The organism is Vibrio sp. 10N.286.48.C11 (assembly GCF_041469805.1).
Classification (GTDB): domain Bacteria; phylum Pseudomonadota; class Gammaproteobacteria; order Enterobacterales; family Vibrionaceae; genus Vibrio; species Vibrio crassostreae_C.
In genome coordinates this window covers 1-4,514 of the sequence record NZ_JBFRLK010000006.1, presented here as the reverse complement: position 1 = coordinate 4,514, position 4,514 = coordinate 1, and the positions used below count along the sequence as shown (strand labels likewise).

Annotated in this window: 1 protein-coding gene, 6 tRNA genes and 1 pseudogene; 7 read left to right on the top strand and 1 reads right to left on the bottom strand. The window is 41.7% G+C overall.

Going from position 1 to position 4,514, the window contains the following annotated elements:
- The first annotated feature begins 67 nt into the window (after nt 1–67).
- The 7 genes and pseudogenes from AB4209_RS02180 (at nt 68) to AB4209_RS02150 (ending at nt 2,826) form a co-directional block, all read left to right on the top strand.
- Nucleotides 68–143: transfer RNA gene (locus AB4209_RS02180), tRNA-Asn, on the top strand.
- Between the two features lie 382 nt (nt 144–525).
- Nucleotides 526–2,066 (top strand): annotated as a pseudogene (locus AB4209_RS02175) (methyl-accepting chemotaxis protein).
- Nucleotides 2,067–2,301: 235 nt separating this feature from the next.
- A tRNA-Phe gene (locus AB4209_RS02170) sits at nt 2,302–2,377 on the top strand.
- A gap of 56 nt (nt 2,378–2,433) precedes the next feature.
- Nucleotides 2,434–2,509: transfer RNA gene (locus tag AB4209_RS02165), tRNA-Thr, on the top strand.
- A 24-nt stretch (nt 2,510–2,533) separates the two neighbouring features.
- A tRNA-Asn gene (locus AB4209_RS02160) sits at nt 2,534–2,609 on the top strand.
- 36 nt (nt 2,610–2,645) lie between these two features.
- Nucleotides 2,646–2,721 (top strand) — tRNA-Thr (locus tag AB4209_RS02155).
- 29 nt (nt 2,722–2,750) lie between these two features.
- A tRNA-Asn gene (locus AB4209_RS02150) sits at nt 2,751–2,826 on the top strand.
- 344 nt (nt 2,827–3,170) lie between these two features.
- Here the strand turns inward: AB4209_RS02150 and AB4209_RS02145 are convergent.
- Nucleotides 3,171–3,566, bottom strand: a complete 396-nt coding sequence (locus AB4209_RS02145; protein ID WP_017060180.1) for a DUF2391 family protein — start codon at nt 3,564–3,566, stop codon at nt 3,171–3,173.
- Nucleotides 3,567–4,514 lie beyond the last annotated feature (948 nt).

Sequence of the window (4,514 nt, the reverse complement as noted above, 5' to 3'; positions counted from 1 at the left end):
TCGAGGCACCATTATTTGGTGCTTAACAAATAATGGTCTTTATAGACCTGATGTTGACACAAATAATTCCCCTTTAGTTCAGTTGGTAGAACGGCGGACTGTTAATCCGTATGTCGCAAGTTCAAGTCTTGCAAGGGGAGCCACATTCAAGAAAGCCAAGTCGAAAGACTTGGCTTTTTTTCGTTTGAACAAAAACAAACTCTATTCAATATACACATCAGCTCCTCACTAACTCTTAATCAGTCTCGATAAATTGAGTTATCTCCTTTTAGTACTCTTACTACAGCAGTTGATTCTAAGTTCTATAAAGCATATCCACTACAACAGAACCAACGCCTTATAAAGTTCATGACCCGCTAATATTCACATTAAAACAAATAGAACCAAGTCCTGTTACTTTTTTTTCTTCGAAAATTTAATCCCTATCATACTTTGATGTCTTTCTAATATCTGCCTTACACCACTTAGATTAAGATTCGATGAATTATACCTAATACTAATTATTGAATCGCTGCGCGGGGAAATATGAAACTAAAAACGCAAGCTTACTTATTATCGGGCATCATCTTGATCGCCCTGCTAGCACTGACGGCTACAGGCTTATGGACCTTAAGAGTTGCTAGCAACATGGACAACAAAGCTCGCGTAACAGAGCTGTTTAAGAGCGCATACAGCATTCTTACTGAAGTCGAAAAAATGGCGATTGATGGCACACTAGAAGAAGAGCAAGCCAAGCAACTAGCTACTCGCCTTCTACGCAACAACATCTATAAAGATAATGAATATGTTTACGTAGCCGATGAGAACATGACGTTTATCGCGACACCATTAGATCCTCAACTGCACGGAACCAGTTTTAACGACTTTAAAGATGGCGACGGCAATAGTGTTGGGCAGCTAATCCAAAGAGTACTTGGTAATCGTACTGGCGAGATCATTGAGTACACCTGGACACAAAAACTGCCAGATGGAACGATTGAAGAAAAACTGTCTATTGCAGAGAAAACGCCACATTGGGGTTGGGTTGTCGGCACTGGTATCGGGTTCAATGAAGTTAACGCTCGTTTTTGGTCTACTGCTCAATGGCAGCTATTCCTTTGTGTCGTGATTGCTGGTCTTATTCTGGCGAGCCTAATTGTATCCATTAAACGCATGCTAGCGCTTCTTGGCGGCGAACCTAAAGACGTACGAGAAGCAGTACAAGCCGTAGCACAAGGTCGAATTCAAACCTTGACGCTTCAATGCTGGCATTAAGAGGCGAACTGCAGCGCGTAGAAGATCGCGCTGGGTCAATTGGTCAACTGACAGACACCCAACAGCAATCAACAGAGATGATCGCGACAGCAATGACCGAGATGGCCTCTTCAGCCAATAACGTAGCTGCTTCAGCTAGCGATACCGCGCGCAACACCGACGAGGCCGACAAACAGAGCCAGCATACCCAACAACTCATTCACAACACAGTAGATAACATTCAAGGCTTAGCAGGCCAACTAGGCACAGCAAGCGAAGCTGTCGCTAACCTAGATAACGATGTAAACAACATTGCAAAAGTATTGGATGTGATTGGTGATATAGCGGAGCAAACTAACCTATTGGCACTAAATGCAGCCATTGAAGCAGCTCGAGCTGGCGAACAAGGTCGTGGATTTGCTGTTGTAGCAGATGAGGTTCGTAACCTTGCAGGCAGAACACAATCGAGCACAAAAGAAATCCAATTAATGATTAATAACCTTCAAGAGGGATCTCGCAACGCAATTCAAACCATGGAAGTGTGTGCCGCGACCAGTGAAAGCACCGTAACAGAGTCTCAAAACGCCTCTGAAGCACTACAACAGATTGTTGTCGCATTAGAGTCCATTTCATCAATGAGTCATCAAATCGCAACAGCGGCCGCTGAGCAGACTCAGGTGAGCGATGATATGTCGAAGCGTATCAATATGATCGAAGAGAGCGGTAACCAACTGAGCAATGTCGTAACAGAAAGTCATAACAGCACCCAAACTCTTGCCTCTCTTTCCAACGAATTAGAAGCTTGGGTTAATAGGTTTGAAGTAAAACACTAAACTCCCTAGAAAATTCTCAAATAAAAAAGCACGTTTTCATACGTGCTTTTTTTATTTCGGCGCCCATTCAGTGTAGTTAACCGTAGTTTTACTATCTTTTAGGGCATGCTAGACCTAGGTTTTTCACCCCAAATGAGCAAAAACAACCCACTAAGTATAGAAAAACATCAAACGATACTTTTTTTGCAATTTAATGTTGACCCAGAACGCGAAAACACGTTTAATACACCTCGTCGCCCGGATAGCTCAGTCGGTAGAGCAGAGGATTGAAAATCCTCGTGTCGGTGGTTCGATTCCGCCTCCGGGCACCACAATTTATTTGTTGGTGTCTTAGACAACAACAGTAAAGCACAAAGAAATATTATGTGCCGACTTAGCTCAGTAGGTAGAGCAACTGACTTGTAATCAGTAGGTCACCAGTTCGACTCCGGTAGTCGGCACCATTTCTTTAAAGCTTTAAGAATAATTCCCCTTTAGTTCAGTTGGTAGAACGGCGGACTGTTAATCCGTATGTCGCAAGTTCAAGTCTTGCAAGGGGAGCCAAGTTAATCATCAAGCATAAGCTTTTTGATTCATGATGCCGACTTAGCTCAGTAGGTAGAGCAACTGACTTGTAATCAGTAGGTCACCAGTTCGATTCCGGTAGTCGGCACCATTCTCTTGATTAGAGACTAAACAATCAATTCCCCTTTAGTTCAGTCGGTAGAACGGCGGACTGTTAATCCGTATGTCGCAAGTTCAAGTCTTGCAAGGGGAGCCAATTAAAAGAAGCCGCATCATTGATGCGGCTTTTTTGCATCTAAAGATCCTAACTTATTAATACAACTACCCTCACCTTTCAAATACCATATTCAATTCAGAAACCAACCGTTTTTATATCCTTCCAAAGCTACAAATCTTCGCTACTTAATGCTCTTCAAAATCTCCCAACAACAAACGACACATTCACGTAAGAGTCAGTCACAGTACGTTGCTACTCATTTTATTGACTAGGAGATCGGTTGAAAAAATCAATACTAAGTTTGGAGGTAAGAAAGCTAAATAACGAATCAAGTAAGCGCTGAAAAGCTCTGTAAGACACTTCAATCCAAATTGATACACAGATTACTCTTTATCAAAACTATCCACTACAATAGCGCCCATAGAGGCTGGCATTGAAATAACAATCACTCTTTTGATCGATACGACGGGATCACTCAATAGAGGTAATTTGTCCAGGCAAGTCAGTACCAAAGCAACGACCAATGCCGTCATAACATAAGCAATCACTATTCTGAAAATAAACACCGGCAACCGAGCAACAACATCTTTTTGAAAGACACTCTCATACGTATAGAAGCCTAAGAACACCGCAGACAGTAAAAATAGCAGCAATAGATTAGCGGTAGGTAAAGTCTCCCCTAACTTCCAAGCCTCTTCAGAAAAAGAAATCGGCACGGCCAAGGCAAAAGATCCCACAAAGATCTGGCTCGCATCTTCAAAGTTAAAACTCAATTTCATAATTCGACCCATTAGGTTTAAGGCTTTATCTAATTCTGAAAAGAATCACAAAACTATCCGCCGATGATTTGGGGGATTTTTATTTCTACTAAGCAAACAGTAGTGACCTTCTAGCTTCATCTTAGTCGCAATAACCAAAACATAGCTTGAACTAACCAGCAAGAAATCAATATGCTCAGAGCAAAACGGTCAACACGACTGATTAATATCGAGTCAACAAACACATCAAAATCGAAGACAGAGTGGTAACCCCTAGTATACCAGCACCTAGAACCAAAGAATCTAAATCCGCAGGGTGATAAACGTCACTTCACGAATACGAGGGATGCTCTATTTCTTAGCTTATATACCCCTCAGGCACCACTTGGGAACACACTTAGCGACTCTCACCTTTAAGCTGAATCTAGCCTACTTTCACCCTTTGAAGTACTTAGAACGAGTCACTCAATACCATCGAGAGTGGTTTTAAGCTCAATGCATAACAAGAGACATTAAGTCGACTCATTATGAGCTCTAGCGTTCTTAAGAGAAGCCTCCATGATAGAGCCCTAATTACACGTATCCTATAGATTCACAGATAGAGCAGAAGTCAGATTTCGTAGCCGAAAGGCTGTTAACTAATACTGAGAGCCGCTCACTTAATAAAGGAAACATCTACAGCGCGTATGGCTCGAGTATCTGAATGCTAAACTTAAAGCTATATACGTTTGAAATAATGCTCGAGTCACCTCACAGCTGGAATCAGAAATAATGTAGTCGTAATCATGAGTTGGTTTGAGGAACACCTAATACCAATTAAAGTAAAAATGTGGTCTAATTAAGATTGATGAATTATTGTGAAATTTAGCCATGGATAGCCTTAATAACACTGACTTCAAAAAGCTTGCGAGCCAGCAAAAAACCATTCAGATGAAGATGCGTTTACTTGCGCTCGCACACTTTAAAGAC